We start from the raw sequence: 18,267 nt of genomic DNA, 5'->3' as shown, positions 1-18,267 counted from the left end.
GACATTCTCATTAGACATGTTATATTGTTTCAATTCTAGGAATTGGAACAACATAACATGTCGTCTCGAACAAAGGCCTCCATGGCCAGTCTTGCCCTCGGGCTGCTGGGGAATCCGGTCTTCGCCGAAGAACCGCGAACCCTCGAACTGGACGCAATCAGCGTCACTTCAGATTACGAATCCGCCACCGGCCCGGTCGATGGCTACCGCGCCACCCGCTCTTCCAGCGCAACCAAAACCGACACCGCCATTCGCGACATCCCGCAATCGATCAGCGTGATTCCCGTCAGTGTGCTCAACGACTTGGGCAGCATCAGCGTCGAGCGTGCACTGGACTTCGCGGGCGGCGTGTCGAAACAGAACAACTTCGGCGGCCTGACGCTCTACGAATACAGCGTGCGTGGCTTCACCACCTCGGAATTCTACAAGGACGGATTCAGCGCCAATCGCGGCTACCCGAGCACGCCGGACGTGGCGAGTATCGAACGCATCGAAGTGCTCAAAGGCCCTGCTGCCAGTCTTTACGGTCGGGGCGATCCGGGCGGCACGGTGAATATCGTCACCAAAAAACCCCGACCCGAAGCCTTCGCCACCCTGCAAACCAGCGCTGGCAGTTGGGATCGCTACCGCACCGCGCTGGACGTCAACACCCCACTGGATGAGGACGGCAACGTGTTGTCGCGGGTAAACCTGGCCGTCGAGGACGGCCAGAGCTTTCGCGATCACGTTGATCGTGAGCGGGTGTTCGTCGCGCCCTCCTTCAGTTGGCAACTCAATCCCGACACGACGCTGCTGGTGGAAAGCGAGTTCATGCGCCACCGCTCCACATTCGACCGCGGCATCGTCGCGCCGAACAACGCGTGGAGTGGCGTGTCTCGTTCGACCTTCCTCGGCGAACCCAACGATGGCGACACCGACAACCACAACAACCTGCTGCAAGCCGCGCTCGAACATCACCTGAACGACACCTGGAAACTGCGCCTGGCCAGTCACTACAAGCAAGGCAAACTCTGGGGCTTCGCCTCGGAAGCGCGCGCCTTGAATGCCGATGGCCACACCGTCAACCGACGCTACCGCGAGCGGGACAACGATTGGCACGACAGCATTACCCAACTCGAACTGCGCGGATTATTCGACACCGGCCCGTGGCAGCACGAACTACTGATCGGCAGTGAATACGAGAACTACCGCAAGAACGAGCGCGTGACGACCATCGCCGGCAGCCCCTACGCCATCGACATTGACCAACCGCTCTATGGCCAGCCGAAACCAGGCGGCGTACGTTCCGGCACTGACTTCTTCGAACACGTCGAAAGCCGCGCCCTGAACCTGCAGGATCAGATCCTCTTCACTGACACGTTGCGAGGCATGCTCGGTGCGCGTCTCGAACGGTTCGAGCAAAGCATCGACGATCACACGCGCAACTCCACCAGCCGCCAGCACCACGACGCCCTTACGCAACGGGCCGGACTGCTGTATCAGCTGACACCCGAAATCGGCCTGTTCGCCAACGCCTCCACTTCGTTCAAACCGAACAATGGCCTGGACGCCGCCGGCAGATCCTTTGATCCGGAAGAAGGTGTTGGCTATGAAATCGGGATCAAGAGCGAGCTGTTCGACGACCGTTTGAGCAGCACCCTCGCCGCCTTCCATATCGAAAAGAAAAACGTCCTCGCCCTCGACCCGGGCACCGACACCAGCCGCGCCATGGGCAAGGCCCGCAGCCAGGGTTTCGATCTGCAAGTCGCCGGGCAAGTCACCGATGCCGTACGGGTGATCGGCGCCTTTGCCTACATCGATGCTGAAGTCACCGAGGGCGACAAGGTCATTCCAACCGGCAGCCGAATTCTCGGCGTCGCCAAACACAGCGGCAGTTTGCTGGGGGTTTATGCGTTTCAGGACGGTCGCTTGCGCGGATCCGATGTCGGTGCGGCCTTCACCTATGTCGGCGACCGCTCGGGCGAAGCCGGCAGCGACTTCGAATTGCCGGCTTATCACACGGTTGACCTGCTGGCCCATTACAAGGCCAGCGACAACGTCACTGTGGGCCTGAACCTCAACAACGTTTTCGACGAGAAATACTTCGAGCGTTCCTACAGCCATTACTGGGTCAACCCCGGCGAGCCGCGCAATTTCACCGTCAGCCTGACACTCACTCTATAAAAGGACATCTCCATGCCCTCTCTCAAATCCCTGGCCCTGCTCGGTCTATTGTTCACCCATGAGGTCTCGGCCCATGGTCTCTGGACTGAACAGCGTCGCGGCAACATCGAAGTGATTTACGGCCACGGCGCCGAGGACAATGCCTTCAAGGCGCAGAAAATCAGCGGCGCCTGGGCGTATGACATCAGCGGGAAAATGATTCCGGTGACCGTCCAGCGCCTGCCTGATCACGCGCGCCTGCAACCGCTGAAACCGCCCGCGGTGATCGCCGTGGCACTGGACAATGGCATGTGGTCGCAGACCGCCGACAAGAAGTGGGTCAACGAGGGGCGCAGTAAAGTACCGGGCGCGATCGAGTCGACACAGACGTTCAAGTACAGCCTGGCGATTTATCAGTCGGCCGCCAGGTTGCCCAGGCTTGATCAGCTGAAGTTGCTGATTTTGCCGGAGGTCGATCCGCTGACCGTGGGGCCGGGCAATTCGCTGCCGGTGCGTGTGCTACTGGATGGCAAACCGGCGGCGGGCGTGAAGTTGGTGGGTGACTATCGCAATGCGCCGAACACCTTGAGCACCGAAACCGACGCGGACGGCCGGGCGCAAGTGCTGGTGCGCAATGAAGGGCTGAATGTGATTTCGGCTCAGGTGGAAGTGCCGGTGAAAGACAGCGCTGACGTGAGCAGTCGTGGATTGTTCAGTTCGCTGACATTCCTGGGCGAACCGCATCACGAGTAAGTCAAAACAACACTAAACACTGTGGGAGCGAGCTCGCTCCCACAGGATCGGGGATGGTTTACAGATCGCCTAAACCGTCGATCAGCGCCTGGTTCTGCTCAGGCGTACCGATGGAAATCCGCAGGAACTGAGCAATCCGCTCCTGCTTGAAGTGCCGGACGATCACGCCTTGCTCACGCAACTTCGCCGCCAGCCCCGCCGCATCGTGCTGCGGGTGACGGGCGAAAATGAAGTTCGCTGCCGACGGCAATACTTCGAAACCCTTGGCCTGCAGCTGTGCAATCAACTGCTCGCGACTCTCGATGACCAATCGGCAAGTCTTGTCGAAGTACTCACGATCTTCAAACGCGGCCGCCGCACCGACATTCGCCATCCGATCCAGCGGATAGGAGTTGAAGCTGTTCTTGATCCGCTCCAGCGCCTCGATGAGGTCAGGATGCCCCACCGCCAAACCTACCCGCAGACCCGCCAGAGAACGGGACTTGGACAGCGTCTGAGTCACCAGCAGGTTCGGATAACGGTCCACCAGACTGATCGCGGTTTCTCCGCCGAAGTCGATGTAAGCCTCATCCACCACGACCACCGAATCCGGGCTGGCCTTGAGGATTTGCTCGATGGCGTCGAGGGCCAGCAGGCAACCGGTCGGCGCATTCGGGTTGGGGAAAATGATCCCGCCATTCGGCTTGGCGTAGTCCGCCGGGTCGATCCGGAAGTGCGCGTCCAGCGGCACCGCATCAAACCGGATGCCGTACAGACCGCAGTAGACCGGATAGAAGCTGTAGCTGATATCCGGGAACAGCAGCGGCTGATCGTGCTGCAACAGGCCGTGGAAAATGTGCGCCAGGACTTCATCGGACCCGTTGCCGAGGAACACCTGATTGCTCTGCACGCCGTAATACCTGGCGACCGCATTCTTGAGCAGATCGCTGTTCGGATCCGGGTACAAACGCAGGTTGTCGTTCAGCTCGGCCTGCATGGCGGCCAGTGCCTTGGGCGATGGGCCGTACGGGTTTTCGTTGGTGTTGAGCTTCACCAGTTTTGCCAGTTTCGGCTGCTCGCCCGGTACGTAAGGCACCAGATTCTTGACGAACGGGCTCCAGAATTTACTCATGCTCAGTTTCCCTTTTGTTCGTCAACGATACGGTATTCGGCACTGCGGGCGTGAGCGGTCAGTGACTCGCCACGGGCCAGCACGGAAGCGGTTTTGCCCAGCTCGGACGCCCCCTGCTCGGAGCAGAAGATGATCGACGAGCGCTTCTGGAAGTCGTAAACACCCAGCGGCGAGGAGAACCGCGCGGTGCCGGAAGTCGGCAACACGTGGTTCGGGCCCGCGCAATAGTCGCCCAAGGCTTCGGAGGTGTGACGACCCATGAAGATCGCACCGGCGTGGCGGATCTGCGGCAGCCAGGCTTGCGGATCGGCCACCGACAACTCCAGATGCTCCGGCGCGATGCGGTTGGCCACTTCGATGGCCTGGGCCATATCGCGAACCTGGATCAGCGCACCACGACCATTGATCGAGGTTTCGATGATTTGCGCGCGCTCCATGGTCGGCATCAGCCTGGCGATGCTGTCGGCCACTTTGTCGAGGAAATCGGCGTCGGGGCTGACCAGGATCGCCTGGGCGTCTTCATCGTGCTCGGCCTGGGAGAACAGGTCCATGGCGATCCAGTCCGGATCGGTCTGACCGTCGCACACCACGAGGATCTCGGACGGGCCGGCGATCATGTCGATACCGACCTGACCAAACACGTGGCGCTTGGCGGTGGCGACATAGATGTTGCCCGGCCCCACCACTTTGTCGACCTTCGGCACGCTTTCGGTGCCGTAGGCCAGCGCGGCGACAGCTTGTGCACCGCCAATGGTGAACACGCGGTCGACGCCGGAGATGCAGGCGGCGGCCAGCACCAGCTCATTGATCTCGCCACGCGGAGTCGGCACCACCATGACCACTTCGGTCACACCGGCAACCTTGGCCGGAATGGCGTTCATCAATACTGACGACGGGTACGACGCCTTGCCGCCCGGCACATACAGGCCGGCACGGTCCAGCGGCGTGACCTTCTGACCCAGCACCGTGCCGTCGGCCTCGGTGTAAGTCCAGGAGTCCTGTTTCTGCTTTTCGTGGTAGCTGCGCACCCGGGCCGCAGCTTTTTCCAGGGCTTCGCGCTGCGCTACCGTGATGCGCGTGAGCGCCAGTTCCAGGCGTTCGCGCGGCAGGATCAGGTCGGCCATTGACGCGACATCGAGCCCGTCGAATTGACGGGTGAATTCCACCAGCGCGGCATCGCCACGCTCGCGCACGGCCTTGATGATGTCCAGCACCCGCTGATTGACCGAGTCGTCAGACACACTTTCCCAGCTCAGCAGATGATCCAGATGATGTGCGAAATCCGGGTCAGCAGCGTTGAGTCGGCGAATTGCAGTCGGTGCGGTCATAGCGAGAGCCTCATAGGATTGGCAAAAACTCAGGCGCCCTAACTTAGCAGTCGTTTCCGCTTGGGCACCTGAGAATTCTGGCTATGAGGCGGATAGACGGGCGCGACTCAAGGTCGCGCAGGTGAATCAGCCGCGGTGTCGAGACTCCACTGCCTTGCGCAGGGTGTCGATCAACGCCTGAATACGGGCGTGTTGCATTTTCATCGAAGCTTTGTTGACGATCAGCCGGGAGCTGATGGCAGCAATGAAGTCCTGTGGCTCCAGACCGTTGGCCCGCAGCGTGTTACCCGTGTCGACCACGTCGATGATCTTGTCGGCCAGGCCGATCAGCGGCGCCAGTTCCATCGAACCGTAAAGCTTGATGATGTCGACCTGGCGGCCCTGTTCGGCGTAGTAACGCTTGGCAACGTTGACGAATTTAGTGGCGATACGCAGACGGCCCTTGGGCTCGACTGCGCCGACCTTGCCGGCCGTCATCAGTTTGCACTGGGCAATTTGCAGGTCCAGTGGCTCGTACAGGCCCTGGCCGCCGTATTCCATCAGCACGTCTTTACCGGCGACACCCAGGTCGGCGGCGCCATGCTCGACGTAGGTCGGCACATCGGTGGCACGCACGATCAGCAGGCGTACATCTTCCTGGGTCGTGGGGATGATCAGCTTGCGACTCTTGTCCGGATTCTCGGTCGGCACGATGCCTGCTTCAGCCAGAAGCGGCAAGGTGTCATCAAGGATGCGGCCCTTGGACAGTGCGATGGTCAACATGGGAAACGTCAGTCCTTATCAAGGTACTCATGCCCGGTCGCAAACGGCGCCGGACACACGTCGAGCCGGAATCCGGCTCGACTTCAACAATTCAACGGGCATGTCCTTATGCCCATGCAGCAGGAACTAGCCCGGTACGCGGCGGATCTTGGCGCCGAGCATCTGCAGTTTCTCTTCGATGCACTCATAACCACGGTCGATGTGGTAGATGCGATCGATCAGGGTGTCGCCTTCGGCGATCAGCGCCGAGATGACCAGGCTGGCCGAAGCACGCAGGTCGGTCGCCATGACTGGCGCGCCCTTGAGCTTTTCGGTGCCGGTCACGATGGCGGTGTTGCCTTCGACCTGGATCTTGGCGCCCATGCGGTGCAGTTCATAAACGTGCATGAAGCGGTTTTCGAAGATCGTCTCGATCACGGCGCCCGTGCCTTCGGCAATGGCGTTGAGGGAGATGAACTGCGCTTGCATGTCAGTCGGGAAAGCCGGATACGGTGCGGTGCGCACGTTGACGGCTTTCGGCCGCTTGCCGTGCATGTTCAGTTCGATCCAGTCTTCGCCGCAGGTGATTTCGGCGCCCGCTTCCCGGAGTTTTTCCAGAACGGCTTCGAGGATGGTCGGATCGGTGTCCTTGACCTTCACGCGACCGCCAGTCACCGCAGCGGCGACCAGATAGGTGCCGGTTTCGATACGGTCGGGCATCACTTTGTAAGTGGTGGTGTGCAGACGCTCGACGCCATCGATGGTGATGGTGTCGGTGCCAGCACCGGAAACCTTGGCGCCCATGGCGTTCAGGAAGTTCGCCAGGTCGACGACCTCAGGCTCGCGTGCGGCGTTGGCCAGTACACTGCGGCCCTTGGCCAGAGCGGCGGCCATCATGATGTTCTCGGTACCGGTCACACTGACGGTGTCGAAGAAGAAGTGCGCGCCACGCAGGCCGCCTTCCGGCGCCTTGGCCTTGATGTAGCCGCCTTCAACGTCGATGACCGCGCCCATGGCTTCGAGGCCACGGATGTGCAGGTCAACCGGACGCGAACCGATGGCGCAACCGCCAGGCAGTGCGACTTCGGCTTCACCGAAACGGGCAACCATCGGGCCCAGCACCAGGATCGACGCACGCATGGTTTTCACCAGTTCGTACGGAGCGATCAGGGTCTTGATGGTGCGCGGGTCGATTTCGACGGCCAGTTTCTCGTCGATGACAGGCTCGATGCCCATGCGACCGAACAGCTCGATCATGGTGGTGATGTCGTGCAGGTGCGGCAGGTTGGCCACAGTCACAGGGCCATCGCACAGCAGCGTCGCAGCCAGGATCGGCAGGGCAGAGTTCTTTGCCCCGGAGATGCGGATCTCGCCGTCAAGACGAGCTCCGCCAGTAATAATCAATTTATCCATAAGAATCTCGACGCCCTTGGGCTCAGGTGCGCTCGGCCCAGGCCGCGCTGCTGAAAAATTTCATAGTGACCGCGTGGATGCTGCCATCGGTGATCCACGGGTTCAAATGGGCATAGATCTGCTGCTGACGCTTGACCGGGCTCAATGCCGCCAGTTCATCGCTAATCACGTTCAGCTGGAAATTGCAGCCTTCGCCCTCAACTTCTACCTGAGTTCCTGGCAGCTTTCCTTCAAGGAAGCTCTTCACTTCGGTGGCCTGCATGCTCAACCTCAATCGGCGCCCTGTGCGCGCGGGTCGGACATCATACAAAAAAGCCCCGCGCCTGCGAACCCCGCGGAGCAGGACTCTGACGGGGGGCTACTTTATCGATGCGGGTTAGGGATGCGCCAACAGCTCGGTCAACTCACTGACCTGAGCAATTTCGCGCATGTCTTCGGGCATCCCGCGGATGCTCAGCGCCTTGCCGGCCGCCTGGGCATCTCGCATGAAGCACAGCAGCAAGGACAGGCCGACACTGCTGGACTTCTCCACCGCCGAACAATCGATCACCAGGGCCGCAGCCTTGCTGGACTTGATCAGCACCTGCCCCTGCTCGCGCAGGCCTGGGCCGGTGCGGTAATCCAGCACGCCACTGAGCAACAGTTCGCCGGTTTCGTTCATGCGAACGGCCGAATCACTCATTGGGCTGGCTTCTGGTCGGATTGTTCGGTAGCGGCCTTGGCTTTGGCAACTTCCCCTGCCCAATTGTCGATGGTCGCCTGCAGGTTGTTGCCATTGCGCGACATTGCATCGGCGAACTGATCGCGGAACAGCTTGCCGATGTTGATGCCGTTGATGATGACGTTGCGCAGCTTCCACTCGCCATTGATCTTCTCGAGTGTGTACTGCACTGGATAGATCGCGCCATTGCTGCCCTTGACCGTCATGCCGACGCTGGTGCGGTCGCCCGACTCATCCTTGGCGGGGTCAACGACGATGCCCTGGTTGTTGTACTCAAGCAACGCATTGCCATAGAACTGGAACAAACCTTTCTTGAAGTTTTCTTCAAAGGTCTTCATTTGCGCAGGGCTGGCTTTACGCGAGTACTTGACCGTCATGATGCTCTTGGAAATACCCTCGGCATCCACCACGGGGCCGACAATCGTGTTCAGCGCCGCATAAAAGTCATTCGGGTCCTTCTTGTATTTCTCTTTGTTGGCCGCCAGGTCGGCGAGCAACCGATTGGTGGTGTCCTGTACCAGATCGTGCGCGGAAGGCGCCGCCACGGCGTTAGCTACCAACGGCAAAGCCGCGAGCAATACCAACAGGCCACGTCGCAAGATTGAGATCATTTAACAGCTCCTCATTTGGCGTCTTTGCTAACGGTATTGAGCAGGAATTTACCGATCAGGTCTTCCAGCACCAGCGACGACTGGGTGTCGTGGATGGTTCCGCCATCCTTGAGCAAGGCTTCTTCCCCGCCCACGCTGATACCGATGTACTTCTCGCCCAACAGGCCAGCGGTCAGGATAGATGCAGTGGAGTCGGCGGGCAGGTTATCTACGCGTTTTTCCACCTGCATGGTCACCCGACCGGTGAAACTGTCGCGATCCAGATCGATTGCGGTGACCTTGCCGATGGTGACACCCGCCATGGTTACTTTGGCTCTGACCGTCAAACCGGCGATATTGTCAAAGTATGCATAAAGTTTATAGGTGTCGGTGCTCGGGCTCGGCGAGAGGCCACTGACCCGCAGCGCCAGCAGCAACAAAGCCAGGATGCCAGCCAGCAAGAAAAGGCCGACACCGATTTCCAGGGTGCGGTTTTGCATCAGAAATCTCCAAACATCAAAGCGGTCAGAATAAAGTCCAGGCCCAGTACTGCCAGGGAGGCATACACCACGGTCTTGGTAGTGGCACGACTGATCCCCTCGGAAGTGGGCTCGCAGTCATAGCCTTGGAATACGGCGATCCAGGTCACGACAAAGGCGAAGACGATGCTTTTGATGATGCCGTTGAGCACATCATCCGTGAACGTCACGCTGTTCTGCATGTTCGACCAGTAGGAACCTTCATAGACACCCAGCCAGTCGACCGCTACCCACGAACCGCCCCAGATGCCCACCACGCTGAAAATCATGGCCAGCACCGGCAGGGAAATGAAGCCGGCCCAGAGGCGCGGGGCAATAATGTACTTGAGCGGGTCGACCCCGATCATTTCCAGGCTGGACAGCTGTTCGGTGGACTTCATGTTGCCGATTTCCGCCGTCAGCGCCGAACCGGCACGCCCGGCAAACAGCAACGCAGTCACCACGGGGCCCAGTTCGCGCAGCAGCGTCAGCGCCACCATCTGCCCGACCGCCTGCTCCGAACCGTAGCTGGACAGAATGTTGAACCCTTGCAGCGCCAGTACCATGCCGATGAACACACCGGAGACCACGATGATCACCAGGGACATCACGCCCACCGAGTGCAGCTGCTTGACCAGCAAGCCAAATCCGCCGCCAATACCGCCACGCCCAAGAAGCGCGTGAAACAGAAATATCGCCGAACGTCCGAACACCGACAGCACATCGATGCCGGCCTGGCCGAACCGGCGCACTCGCTCTATAAGTGAAATCTTGCGCATCAACGCTTCCCCAGAAGATCTGCTCGGTAGTCCGTCGCTGGAAAGTGATAGGGGACCGGACCGTCCGGATCGCCTGTCATGAATTGACGGATACGCGGCTCGTCCGAGTTCATCAGCTCGTCAGGCGTGCCCTGCCCCAACACCTGCCCGTCGCCGACCACATAGATGTAATCGGCGATGCTCGCGGTTTCGGCCAGGTCGTGGGAGACCACGATGCTGGTGATGCCCAATGCATCGTTGAGCAAGCGGATCAGGCGCACCAGTACGCCCATGGCGATAGGGTCCTGGCCGACAAAGGGCTCGTCGTACATGAGAATTTGCGGATCAAGCGCAATCGCCCTCGCCAGCGCGACGCGGCGCTTCATGCCGCCGGACAGCTCATCGGGCATCAGGTCAAGGGCGCCGCGCAAACCCACGGCCTGCAATTTGAGCAGGACGATGTCGCGGATCATTTCTTCCGGCAGTTGGGTGTGAACACGCAGCGGAAAGGCGACGTTCTCGAAGACATCGAGGTCGGTAAAGAGTGCGCCGCTCTGAAACAGCACGCCCATGTGCTTGCGGGCGTCGAACAGATCGCTGCGCGACAGTTTTGGCAGGTTCTGACCGTTGACCCAGACTTCGCCATTGGTAGGCCGCAATTGTGCGCCCATCAACCGCAACAGCGTGGTCTTGCCACACCCGGAAGGCCCCATGATGCCGGTGACCTTGCCGCGGGGAATACGGATATCGACGTTATTGAAAATGCTGCGCGCACCGCGCTTGAAGGTCAGTCCCTTCAGCTCGACCGCGTAGGCGTTATCGGCACTCATCTAAACTCCTTGCGATGCAGCCTCTCACTCGGACGCCTGGCTGTCTGACAAAAGCACATCCGCCGAGCGGGCCGAACTGGCGGCGAACTATATCACTGCAATGGCCACGCGCCCAAGGCCAATGCCGAGCCATATTCAGCAACGAGACAGGCAAAAACGCTCATTTAGAGGGATTGAGCAGCATGGAATGACAATGCTCGACAAACATGCGTGAGGGTTTCGATCATAACCGCTATAATCGCCGCCTTTTCATCAGGCTATACGATTCAGACATGAGCCAATCCAGCGACCTGATTCAATCAGCACAACGCACCATCCGCCTCGAGGTAGAAGCCGTACAAAGCTTGCTGCCGCATATCGACGCAGATTTCGTACGCGCCTGCGAGATGATTCTGGCCAGCAAAGGCCGCGTAGTCGTGGTCGGCATGGGCAAGTCGGGGCATGTCGGCAACAAGATCGCCGCCACCCTGGCCAGCACCGGCACCACCGCATTTTTCGTGCACCCGGCCGAAGCCAGCCACGGCGACATGGGAATGATCACCCGCGACGACGTCATCCTGGCGCTGTCGAACTCCGGCTCGACCAATGAAATCGTCACCCTGCTGCCACTGATCAAGCGTCTGGGCATCCAGCTGATCAGCATGACCGGCAACCCGAACTCGCCGCTGGCCAAGGCCGCCGAGGTCAACCTGAACGTTCACGTCGAGCATGAAGCCTGCCCGCTGAACCTGGCCCCCACCTCCTCTACTACTGCGGCGCTGGTCATGGGCGACGCCCTGGCTGTCGCACTGCTGGAAGCGCGCGGCTTTACCGCTGAAGACTTCGCCTTCTCCCATCCCGGTGGAGCATTGGGCCGACGCCTGCTGCTGAAGGTGGAAAATGTCATGCACGCCGGGCAAGAGTTGCCACAGGTTCAGCGCGGCACCTTGCTCAAGGATGCGCTGATGGAAATGACCCGCAAGGGCCTTGGCATGACAGTCATCCTGGAGGCCGACGGCAAGCTGGCCGGGATCTTCACCGACGGCGACTTGCGCCGCACCCTGGACCGCAGCGTCGACATCCATAGCGCCACGATAGATCAGGTCATGACCGTGCACGGCAAGACCGCCCGCGCCGAGATGCTCGCCGCCGAGGCCCTGAAAATCATGGAAGATCATAAAATCAACGCATTGGTCGTGGTCGACAGCGAAGACCGCCCGGTCGGCGCCTTGAACATGCACGACTTGCTGCGTGCAGGAGTAATGTAATGAGCGCGGACCTGCTGCAACGCGGCCAACAGATCAAACTGGCAGTATTCGATGTCGATGGCGTCCTGACCGACGGGCGCCTGTACTTTCTCGAAGACGGCAGCGAATTCAAGACCTTCAATACCCTCGACGGCCAGGGCATCAAGATGCTGATGGCGGCCGGCGTCCAGACCGCGATCATCAGCGGCCGCAAAACCCCGGTGGTTGAACGACGGGCGAAAAACCTCGGCATCCCGCATCTGTACCAGGGGCGCGAAGACAAACTGGTGGTGCTCGACGAGCTTCTCGGCCAACTCAACCTAAGCTATGAGCAGGTCGCTTATCTAGGCGACGACTTGCCGGACCTGCCGGTGATTCGCCGCGTCGGCCTGGGCATGGCGGTGGCCAATGCCGCAAGCTTTGTGCGTGAACACGCTCACGGAGTAACCCAGGCCCGCGGTGGCGAGGGTGCCGCCCGCGAATTCTGCGAATTGATCCTGCGCGCCCAGGGCCGTCTCGATGCGGCCAACGCCGCGTACCTGTGAGCCAAACCATGCTGAACAAAAAAATTCGCAACATTCTGGTGTTCGGTTGCATTGCGGCGATTTTCGCCGCGGTCGGCTACTGGAACATCAGCCCGGAACGCTTCCTCGACAAGCCGATCGCGCATGTCGACGAAAGCGAAATCGATTATTACGCCACCAACGCCCACAGCGTGCAGTTCCTGCCCGATGGCAGGCTTCAATACGAAATGACTTCCGACAAGGTCGAGCACCTGAAAGCAAGCGAAGTCACGCTGCTGACCAACCCTGACCTGAACATGTTCCGCGGCACCGAGTTCCCGTGGCACGTCCAGAGCGAAAAGGGTGAGGTCAACCCGGACGGCACGCAGGTTGAATTGATCGATTCGGTACGCATCACGCGCTTTGATGAAAAAAACCGCAAAACCCTGATCACCACCACTCGAATGACGGTGTTCCCGCAGCAGCAATATGCGCAGACCGAGCAACCCGTTAGAATCGACGGCGCTGGCGGCGTATCGACCGGTACCGGAATGAAAGCGTATTTGAAAGAAAGCAGGATACACCTGCTTTCGAACGTAAGAGGACAGTATGAGGCTCGTTAAAACCCTCCCTATTTTGCTCAGTCTGGTCGCAGCACTGGGAAGCCTGAGCGCCTGGGCTCTGCCGAACGATCAAGAGCAGCCTATCCGCATTCAAGCCGATGACGCCCAACTGGACGACAAGAATGGCATTGCCACTTACAAAGGTGACGTGATCATTACCCAGGGCTCGATGAAAGTCACCGGCAACACCGTGACCATCACTCGCACGCCGACCGGCGATATCGATGTGGTGACCTCTGTGGGCAATCTCGCCTACTTCGAACAACTGCAAGCCCAGGGCGACACCAAGCCCGTCCAGGGCTGGGGAGTGACCATCCAGTACCACGCCGCGCAAAACCGCGTCGTACTGATCGATCGCGCCAAAGTCGTCGACAAGGACAACAACACCACCCAGGGCGAGAAAATCGTCTACGACACCGTCAAGAAGCTTGCGAGCGCTGGCCGTGCAACAGGCAACAAGGTCACCGAAGCGCGTCCGCGCATCGACATGGTGATCCAGCCGAAGAAGAAAACCGACGAGCAAAAGGCCCAGTAATGGCAACTCTGAAAGCTCAGCATCTGGCCAAGAGCTACAAGAGCCGCCAGGTCGTCCGTGATGTCAGCCTGTCCATCGACAGCGGTCAGATCGTTGGCCTGCTAGGCCCTAACGGCGCCGGCAAGACCACCTGCTTCTACATGATCGTGGGCCTGGTGCAGGCCGATCAGGGCCGCATACTGATCGACGACCTGGACGTCAGCCACCAGCCAATGCACGGCCGCGCCAAGGCCGGTATCGGCTATCTGCCGCAAGAAGCGTCGATCTTCCGCAAACTCTCGGTCGCCGACAACATCATGGCGATCCTCGAGACCCGCAAGGAACTCGACAAAGCCGGTCGCCGCAAGGAGCTGGAAAGCCTGCTGCAGGAATTCCACATCAGCCACATCCGCGACAACCTCGGCATGAGCCTGTCCGGTGGTGAACGCCGCCGCGTGGAAATCGCCCGGGCATTGGCCACCAACCCGAAATTCATCCTCCTCGACGAGCCCTTCGCCGGCGTGGACCCGATTTCGGTCGGCGACATCAAACAGATCATTCATCACCTCAAGGCCAAGGGCATTGGCGTGCTGATCACCGACCACAACGTCCGTGAAACCCTCGACATCTGTGAAACCGCCTACATCGTCAACGATGGCCAATTGATCGCCGAAGGCGACGCTGAAACCATCCTGGCCAACGATCTGGTCAAGGAAGTGTATTTGGGCCATGAGTTCCGCCTGTAAGCACCGAGGTGTCTGGCTAGTCGACCGAGCGCTTGTCTCGATAAAAAATCAACACTTTTTTATTGTTACAGCGCTCTAGGCAAACACTTCAGTTTCAGGCATATAATTTGCTTATGTTTGGCGCTCCGGCGCCCTGTAGTGGATGGCGCATGTGCGCCGGCGAATAAGGTGTTTAGCCCCTGCCATGAAACCATCGCTAGTCTTGAGAATGGGCCAGCAGCTGACGATGACACCGCAGCTGCAACAGGCCATCCGCCTGCTCCAATTGTCGACCCTGGACCTGCAACAGGAAATCCAGGAGGCCCTGGAGTCCAATCCGATGCTCGAACGCCAGGAAGAAGGCGACGACTTCGATAACAGCGACCCCTTGGCCGACAACGTCGAACAGAAACCCAACCCCGACATTCAGGAACCCTCCTACCAGGAAAGCGCACCGACGGTTGATAACCTCGAGGAAGGCGACTGGAACGAGCGTATCCCCAACGAACTACCCGTCGATACCGCCTGGGAAGACGTTTACCAGACCAGCGCCAGCAGTCTGCCGAGCAACGATGACGACGAGTGGGATTTCACCACCCGCACATCGGCCGGTGAAAGCCTGCAAAGCCATTTGCTGTGGCAATTGAACCTGGCGCCCATGTCCGACACCGATCGCCTGATCGCCGTGACCCTGATCGATTGCATCAACAATCAGGGCTACCTGGACGAGACGCTCGAGGAGATCCTCGAAGCCTTCGACCCGGAGCTGGACATCGAGCTGGACGAAATCGAAGCCGTCCTGCACCGTATCCAGCAATTCGAACCCGCCGGGATCGGCGCCCGCAACCTGGGCGAATGCCTGCTGCTGCAATTACGCCAGTTGCCAGCTAAAACTCCTTGGCTCGCCGAAGCAAAGCGCCTGGTCACCGACTACATCGACTTGCTCGGCAGCCGCGATTACAGCCAGCTGATGCGCCGCATGAAGCTCAAGGAAGATGAGCTGCGCCAGGTGATCGAACTGGTTCAGAGCCTCAATCCGCGCCCGGGCTCGCAAATCGAATCCACTGAAGCCGAATACGTGGTTCCCGACGTGATCGTGCGCAAGGACAACGAGCGCTGGCTGGTGGAACTCAACCAGGAATCGGTTCCGCGTCTTCGGGTCAACGCCCAGTACGCCGGCTTCGTGCGTCGCGCCGACACCAGCGCCGACAACACGTTCATGCGCAATCAGTTGCAGGAAGCCCGCTGGTTCATCAAGAGCCTGCAAAGCCGCAATGAAACCCTGATGAAAGTTGCCACCCAGATCGTCGAGCATCAGCGCGGCTTCCTGGAATACGGCGATGAAGCCATGAAACCGCTGGTCCTGCATGACATCGCCGAGGCGGTTGGCATGCACGAGTCGACAATTTCACGGGTGACCACACAGAAATTCATGCATACCCCTCGGGGCATATATGAACTGAAGTACTTTTTTTCCAGCCATGTCAGCACCTCCGAAGGCGGCGAATGCTCGTCCACGGCGATCCGCGCGATCATCAAAAAACTGGTTGCCGCGGAAAATCAGAAAAAGCCGTTGAGTGACAGCAAGATCGCTGGTTTACTGGAGGCACAAGGCATTCAGGTGGCTCGCCGCACCGTCGCCAAGTACCGCGAATCCCTGGGGATCGCGCCTTCGAGCGAACGCAAGCGGTTGATGTAGAGCCACGCCACAGCGTTCCAGTGGTAGATCATTTGATCTACCGCTTTATGCACTGGCAACGAAGGAGAAGCTGTATGCAAGTCAACATCAGTGGACACCAACTGGAAGTGACCGAACCTCTTCGCACCTACATCGGCGAAAAACTCGAACGGTTAGAGAGGCACTTCGACAAGATCACCAACGTACAGGTCACGATGACCGTCGAAAAGTTGAAGCAGAAAATCGAAGCCACGCTGCATATTCCCGGCAATGAAGTGGTCGCGAACGCGGAACATACCGATATGTACGCGGCGATCGACGCACTGACCGACAAGCTGGATAAACAACTCAAAAAGCATAAGGAAAAGACCCAGAGCCTCCTACAGGGCGCTACCGGTCGTTAACACCCCCAACCCATGATCCGACTTGAAAGCATCCTGACCCCCGGCCGTTCCCTTGTGAACGTGCCGGGCGGCAGTAAAAAGAAAGCCCTCGAACAAATTGCCAACCTGATCGCCCGGGAAGTGCCGGATCTGGAGATGCAAGATGTCTTCGAGGCGTTGATTGCCCGTGAAAAACTCGGCTCGACGGGTTTTGGTAACGGCATCGCCATTCCCCACTGTCGCCTGAAGGGCTGCTCTTCACCCATCAGTGCCCTGATGCACCTCGATGCCCCCATAGATTTCGACGCCATCGACGGCGCACCGGTTGACCTGTTGTTCGTTCTACTGGTCCCGCAAGCCGCTACCGATGCGCACCTGGAGCTTTTGCGCCAAATTGCCAGCATGCTCGACCGCAAGGAAGTGCGCGAAAAACTGCGCAGCGCCCCGAGCAATGAAGCCTTGTATCAGGTTGTCCTGGACGAGCAAAACGGTCAGTAACCATGCGCTTGATCATCGTCAGTGGCCGCTCCGGCTCAGGTAAAAGCACCGCCCTTGATGTACTCGAGGACAGTGGCTACTACTGCATCGACAACCTTCCCGCCGGGTTGCTGCCGGAACTCGCCGAACGCGCATTGATCCACACCGAACTGGCACAGCCGCTGGTGGCCGTGTCCATTGATGCACGCAACCTGCCAAGTCACTTGTCCCGATTCCCCGAATTGCTCGAAGAAGTCCGCAGCCGGCATATCCAGTGCGATGTTCTGTACCTGGATGCCGACGAAGAAACCTTGCTCAAGCGTTTTTCGGAAACCCGTCGTCGTCACCCGCTGAGCAGTGCCAATCGTTCGCTGGCTGAAGCGATCAACGATGAAACCAGCCTGCTCGGCCCCATAGCCGACCTTGCCGATCTCAAAGTAAACACCACCAACCTCAACCTGTATCAGCTACGGGATACGATCAAGCTGCGCCTGCTGAACCAGCCGGAACCCGGTACAGCGTTCCTGGTGGAGTCCTTTGGTTTCAAGCGTGGCATGCCCGTGGATGCCGACCTGGTATTCGACGTGCGCTGCCTGCCCAATCCCTACTGGAAACCCGAGCTTCGGGCGCAGTCCGGGCTTGATCAACCGGTTGCCGAGTACCTGGCAGCCCAGCCGGACGTGGAAGAGATGTTCCAGGACATCTCCACCTATCTGCTCAAATGGTTGCCCCGCTTTGCCGCCAGCAACCGCGCCTATGTCACCATTGCCATTGGCTGCACGGGCGGACATCACCGCTCCGTCTACCTGACCGAACGCTTGGGCAAGACGCTGCAACAATCCCTGAAGAACGTCCAGGTTCGCCACCGCGACCTCAGCTAAAGGATTCACACCGCGATGCCTGCTCAGGAAATCGAAATCATCAACAAGCTGGGCCTGCACGCCCGTGCTTCTGCAAAATTCGTCGGAGTCGCCGGTGAGTTCAAGGACTGCACGATCAGAGTCGGACGCACTCCGGAATCCACGGTCGACGGCAAAAGCATCATGGCAATGATGATGCTCGCGGCTGGCAAGGGCACCAAAATCTACATCAGCACCGAAGGCGAAGACGCGCAACGTGCACTGGATGCGTTGAAAGACTTGATCAACCGTTATTTCGACGAAGGCGAGTAAACGCCAATCCAGACCAAACCCGCTCAGTAGCCCAATAAAAAAGGCGCACCACCCAATCAGG

The 18,267-nt window shown here is 59.3% G+C and carries 22 protein-coding genes; 12 read left to right on the top strand and 10 right to left on the bottom strand.

What is annotated here, in order from left to right; all coding sequences use genetic code 11:
• Positions 1 to 57 precede the first annotated feature (57 nt).
• Together JQF37_RS17340 and JQF37_RS17335 are read left to right on the top strand one after the other, a co-directional pair.
• Positions 58 to 2,163, top strand: coding sequence for a TonB-dependent siderophore receptor (locus tag JQF37_RS17340; RefSeq protein ID WP_130203964.1), 2,106 nt, complete (start codon positions 58 to 60; stop codon positions 2,161 to 2,163).
• A 12-nt stretch (positions 2,164 to 2,175) separates the two neighbouring features.
• A complete protein-coding gene (locus JQF37_RS17335) occupies positions 2,176 to 2,895 on the top strand; it encodes a DUF4198 domain-containing protein (protein WP_130203963.1) in 720 nt (239 codons plus the stop codon).
• A 58-nt stretch (positions 2,896 to 2,953) separates the two neighbouring features.
• Here JQF37_RS17335 and hisC read toward each other — a convergent pair whose 3' ends face one another.
• The 10 genes from hisC to JQF37_RS17285 all read right to left on the bottom strand — a co-directional run bounded on the left by hisC (position 2,954) and on the right by JQF37_RS17285 (position 10,905).
• Positions 2,954 to 4,006: a histidinol-phosphate transaminase gene (gene hisC, locus JQF37_RS17330; protein WP_130203962.1), complete on the bottom strand. Its 1,053-nt coding sequence runs from the start codon at positions 4,004 to 4,006 to the stop codon at positions 2,954 to 2,956.
• A 2-nt stretch (positions 4,007 to 4,008) separates the two neighbouring features.
• Entirely contained in the window at positions 4,009 to 5,334 is a 1,326-nt protein-coding gene (hisD, locus tag JQF37_RS17325; protein ID WP_130203961.1) for a histidinol dehydrogenase, read from the bottom strand.
• A gap of 126 nt (positions 5,335 to 5,460) precedes the next feature.
• Positions 5,461 to 6,096 carry an ATP phosphoribosyltransferase gene (hisG, locus tag JQF37_RS17320; protein ID WP_008018703.1) on the bottom strand — a complete coding sequence of 212 codons (636 nt, stop codon included), beginning with the start codon at positions 6,094 to 6,096 and terminating at the stop codon, positions 5,461 to 5,463.
• A 126-nt stretch (positions 6,097 to 6,222) separates the two neighbouring features.
• A complete protein-coding gene (murA, locus tag JQF37_RS17315) occupies positions 6,223 to 7,488 on the bottom strand; it encodes a UDP-N-acetylglucosamine 1-carboxyvinyltransferase (RefSeq protein ID WP_090467169.1) in 1,266 nt (421 codons plus the stop codon).
• Between the two features lie 22 nt (positions 7,489 to 7,510).
• Positions 7,511 to 7,750 carry a BolA family protein gene (locus JQF37_RS17310; protein WP_047537750.1) on the bottom strand — a complete coding sequence of 80 codons (240 nt, stop codon included), beginning with the start codon at positions 7,748 to 7,750 and terminating at the stop codon, positions 7,511 to 7,513.
• A gap of 114 nt (positions 7,751 to 7,864) precedes the next feature.
• Positions 7,865 to 8,170: an STAS domain-containing protein gene (locus tag JQF37_RS17305; RefSeq protein WP_130203960.1), complete on the bottom strand. Its 306-nt coding sequence runs from the start codon at positions 8,168 to 8,170 to the stop codon at positions 7,865 to 7,867.
• Entirely contained in the window at positions 8,167 to 8,820 is a 654-nt protein-coding gene (locus JQF37_RS17300) for an ABC transporter substrate-binding protein (protein ID WP_130203959.1), read from the bottom strand. Before JQF37_RS17300 ends, JQF37_RS17305 begins: the two co-directional genes overlap by 4 nt.
• Before the next feature lie 11 nt (positions 8,821 to 8,831).
• Entirely contained in the window at positions 8,832 to 9,299 is a 468-nt protein-coding gene (mlaD, locus tag JQF37_RS17295; RefSeq protein WP_047537743.1) for an outer membrane lipid asymmetry maintenance protein MlaD, read from the bottom strand.
• Positions 9,299 to 10,096, bottom strand: a complete 798-nt coding sequence (gene mlaE, locus JQF37_RS17290; RefSeq protein WP_047537739.1) for a lipid asymmetry maintenance ABC transporter permease subunit MlaE — start codon at positions 10,094 to 10,096, stop codon at positions 9,299 to 9,301. The genes mlaD and mlaE overlap by 1 nt, the downstream gene beginning before the upstream one ends.
• Positions 10,096 to 10,905 carry an ATP-binding cassette domain-containing protein gene (locus JQF37_RS17285; RefSeq protein ID WP_090467168.1) on the bottom strand — a complete coding sequence of 270 codons (810 nt, stop codon included), beginning with the start codon at positions 10,903 to 10,905 and terminating at the stop codon, positions 10,096 to 10,098. The genes mlaE and JQF37_RS17285 overlap by 1 nt, the downstream gene beginning before the upstream one ends.
• 272 nt (positions 10,906 to 11,177) lie before the next feature.
• Here JQF37_RS17285 and JQF37_RS17280 point away from each other — a divergent pair, with 272 nt between their 5' ends.
• From JQF37_RS17280 to JQF37_RS17235, 10 genes are all read left to right on the top strand, one after another.
• Positions 11,178 to 12,152 (top strand): KpsF/GutQ family sugar-phosphate isomerase, encoded by a 975-nt coding sequence (locus JQF37_RS17280; RefSeq protein ID WP_130203958.1) that lies wholly within the window; start codon positions 11,178 to 11,180, stop codon positions 12,150 to 12,152.
• Positions 12,152 to 12,676 carry an HAD family hydrolase gene (locus JQF37_RS17275; RefSeq protein WP_034147095.1) on the top strand — a complete coding sequence of 175 codons (525 nt, stop codon included), beginning with the start codon at positions 12,152 to 12,154 and terminating at the stop codon, positions 12,674 to 12,676. Before JQF37_RS17280 ends, JQF37_RS17275 begins: the two co-directional genes overlap by 1 nt.
• A gap of 8 nt (positions 12,677 to 12,684) precedes the next feature.
• Positions 12,685 to 13,257, top strand: coding sequence for an LPS export ABC transporter periplasmic protein LptC (gene lptC, locus JQF37_RS17270; protein WP_130203957.1), 573 nt, complete (start codon positions 12,685 to 12,687; stop codon positions 13,255 to 13,257).
• The gene (lptA, locus tag JQF37_RS17265) at positions 13,244 to 13,792 is read left to right on the top strand and encodes a lipopolysaccharide transport periplasmic protein LptA (protein WP_130203956.1); all 549 of its coding nucleotides are present in this window, start codon (positions 13,244 to 13,246) and stop codon (positions 13,790 to 13,792) included. The genes lptC and lptA overlap by 14 nt, the downstream gene beginning before the upstream one ends.
• Positions 13,792 to 14,517 carry an LPS export ABC transporter ATP-binding protein gene (gene lptB, locus JQF37_RS17260; protein ID WP_130203955.1) on the top strand — a complete coding sequence of 242 codons (726 nt, stop codon included), beginning with the start codon at positions 13,792 to 13,794 and terminating at the stop codon, positions 14,515 to 14,517. Before lptA ends, lptB begins: the two co-directional genes overlap by 1 nt.
• 184 nt (positions 14,518 to 14,701) lie before the next feature.
• The gene (locus JQF37_RS17255; protein WP_130203954.1) at positions 14,702 to 16,195 is read left to right on the top strand and encodes an RNA polymerase factor sigma-54; all 1,494 of its coding nucleotides are present in this window, start codon (positions 14,702 to 14,704) and stop codon (positions 16,193 to 16,195) included.
• A gap of 74 nt (positions 16,196 to 16,269) precedes the next feature.
• Positions 16,270 to 16,578: a ribosome-associated translation inhibitor RaiA gene (gene raiA / locus JQF37_RS17250; RefSeq protein WP_007941242.1), complete on the top strand. Its 309-nt coding sequence runs from the start codon at positions 16,270 to 16,272 to the stop codon at positions 16,576 to 16,578.
• 12 nt (positions 16,579 to 16,590) lie between these two features.
• Positions 16,591 to 17,055 (top strand): PTS IIA-like nitrogen regulatory protein PtsN, encoded by a 465-nt coding sequence (gene ptsN, locus JQF37_RS17245; RefSeq protein WP_047537713.1) that lies wholly within the window; start codon positions 16,591 to 16,593, stop codon positions 17,053 to 17,055.
• A gap of 2 nt (positions 17,056 to 17,057) precedes the next feature.
• Entirely contained in the window at positions 17,058 to 17,915 is an 858-nt protein-coding gene (rapZ, locus tag JQF37_RS17240) for an RNase adapter RapZ (protein WP_047537710.1), read from the top strand.
• Positions 17,916 to 17,930: 15 nt separating this feature from the next.
• Positions 17,931 to 18,206, top strand: a complete 276-nt coding sequence (locus tag JQF37_RS17235; protein ID WP_130203953.1) for an HPr family phosphocarrier protein — start codon at positions 17,931 to 17,933, stop codon at positions 18,204 to 18,206.
• Positions 18,207 to 18,267 lie beyond the last annotated feature (61 nt).

This window comes from Pseudomonas sp. MIL9 (assembly GCF_016887925.1).
Classification (GTDB): domain Bacteria; phylum Pseudomonadota; class Gammaproteobacteria; order Pseudomonadales; family Pseudomonadaceae; genus Aquipseudomonas; species Aquipseudomonas mohnii.
This window is presented reverse-complemented; position numbering and strand designations above follow the sequence as displayed.

Coding starts and splice junctions, on each gene's coding strand:
- raiA (WP_007941242.1), top strand. CDS start 16,270: ATGCAAGTCAACATCAGTGGACACCAACTGGAAGTGACCGAACCTCTT.
- JQF37_RS17300 (WP_130203959.1), bottom strand. CDS start 8,820: ATGATCTCAATCTTGCGACGTGGCCTGTTGGTATTGCTCGCGGCTTTG.
- hisG (WP_008018703.1), bottom strand. CDS start 6,096: ATGTTGACCATCGCACTGTCCAAGGGCCGCATCCTTGATGACACCTTG.
- rapZ (WP_047537710.1), top strand. CDS start 17,058: ATGCGCTTGATCATCGTCAGTGGCCGCTCCGGCTCAGGTAAAAGCACC.
- JQF37_RS17335 (WP_130203963.1), top strand. CDS start 2,176: ATGCCCTCTCTCAAATCCCTGGCCCTGCTCGGTCTATTGTTCACCCAT.
- lptA (WP_130203956.1), top strand. CDS start 13,244: ATGAGGCTCGTTAAAACCCTCCCTATTTTGCTCAGTCTGGTCGCAGCA.
- JQF37_RS17280 (WP_130203958.1), top strand. CDS start 11,178: ATGAGCCAATCCAGCGACCTGATTCAATCAGCACAACGCACCATCCGC.
- murA (WP_090467169.1), bottom strand. CDS start 7,488: ATGGATAAATTGATTATTACTGGCGGAGCTCGTCTTGACGGCGAGATC.
- JQF37_RS17275 (WP_034147095.1), top strand. CDS start 12,152: ATGAGCGCGGACCTGCTGCAACGCGGCCAACAGATCAAACTGGCAGTA.
- ptsN (WP_047537713.1), top strand. CDS start 16,591: ATGATCCGACTTGAAAGCATCCTGACCCCCGGCCGTTCCCTTGTGAAC.
- JQF37_RS17305 (WP_130203960.1), bottom strand. CDS start 8,170: ATGAGTGATTCGGCCGTTCGCATGAACGAAACCGGCGAACTGTTGCTC.
- hisD (WP_130203961.1), bottom strand. CDS start 5,334: ATGACCGCACCGACTGCAATTCGCCGACTCAACGCTGCTGACCCGGAT.
- lptB (WP_130203955.1), top strand. CDS start 13,792: ATGGCAACTCTGAAAGCTCAGCATCTGGCCAAGAGCTACAAGAGCCGC.
- JQF37_RS17340 (WP_130203964.1), top strand. CDS start 58: ATGTCGTCTCGAACAAAGGCCTCCATGGCCAGTCTTGCCCTCGGGCTG.
- JQF37_RS17255 (WP_130203954.1), top strand. CDS start 14,702: ATGAAACCATCGCTAGTCTTGAGAATGGGCCAGCAGCTGACGATGACA.
- JQF37_RS17285 (WP_090467168.1), bottom strand. CDS start 10,905: ATGAGTGCCGATAACGCCTACGCGGTCGAGCTGAAGGGACTGACCTTC.
- JQF37_RS17310 (WP_047537750.1), bottom strand. CDS start 7,750: ATGCAGGCCACCGAAGTGAAGAGCTTCCTTGAAGGAAAGCTGCCAGGA.
- hisC (WP_130203962.1), bottom strand. CDS start 4,006: ATGAGTAAATTCTGGAGCCCGTTCGTCAAGAATCTGGTGCCTTACGTA.
- JQF37_RS17235 (WP_130203953.1), top strand. CDS start 17,931: ATGCCTGCTCAGGAAATCGAAATCATCAACAAGCTGGGCCTGCACGCC.
- mlaD (WP_047537743.1), bottom strand. CDS start 9,299: ATGCAAAACCGCACCCTGGAAATCGGTGTCGGCCTTTTCTTGCTGGCT.
- lptC (WP_130203957.1), top strand. CDS start 12,685: ATGCTGAACAAAAAAATTCGCAACATTCTGGTGTTCGGTTGCATTGCG.
- mlaE (WP_047537739.1), bottom strand. CDS start 10,096: ATGCGCAAGATTTCACTTATAGAGCGAGTGCGCCGGTTCGGCCAGGCC.